Raw genomic sequence first — 607 nt, forward strand, 5'->3', positions numbered from 1 at the left:
CGGTAGAGCAAAGCCGCCCGGACGTTCTGGAAATGAGGCAATGTTGGTTCGAGGAGCAACTCGATCTCGATCCAGAGCGGCTCGTATTCATCGACGAGACTTGGACTGCGACCAATATGGCACGTACTCATGGGCGATGCCGCAAAGGCGAGCGGTTGCGGATGGGTTTTCCTCACGGTCATCGCAAGACGACCACATTGGTTGCCGGCCTGCGCAACACGGGAATGGTGGCGCCACTTGTCATAGACGGACCAATCAACGGTGAATGGTTCGAGGCGTATGTCGCTCAGGTTTTGGTTCCTACATTGAAACCAGGCGACGTTGTCATCCTCGATAATCTGTCCAGCCACAAAAGGCCGGCAGCAAGGGAATTGATCGAAGCGGTTGGCGCGACAATGATGTTCCTTCCGCCCTACAGCCCAGACTTCAACCCTATAGAGAAGGCATTCTCCAAACTGAAGGCACTCTTACGAAAGGTCGCTGAAAGAACCGTCACTGGGCTTTGGGACCGCATCGGCAAGTTGATTGATCTGGTCGAACCGCAAGAGGCTCAGAATTACTTCAACTCGTGTGGATACGATCCAACATGAAAGGGAAACGCTCTAGT

The 607-nt window shown here is 53.7% G+C and carries 1 protein-coding gene; it reads left to right on the top strand.

Going from position 1 to position 607, the window contains the following annotated elements; genetic code table 11:
* A partial coding sequence (locus OIV19_RS23635; RefSeq protein WP_264234345.1) for an IS630 family transposase occupies nt 1-590 on the top strand: 590 nt, incomplete at its 5' end.
* Nucleotides 591-607 lie beyond the last annotated feature (17 nt).

The organism is Brucella sp. HL-2 (assembly GCF_025846885.2).
Classification (GTDB): domain Bacteria; phylum Pseudomonadota; class Alphaproteobacteria; order Rhizobiales; family Rhizobiaceae; genus Brucella; species Brucella quorumnocens.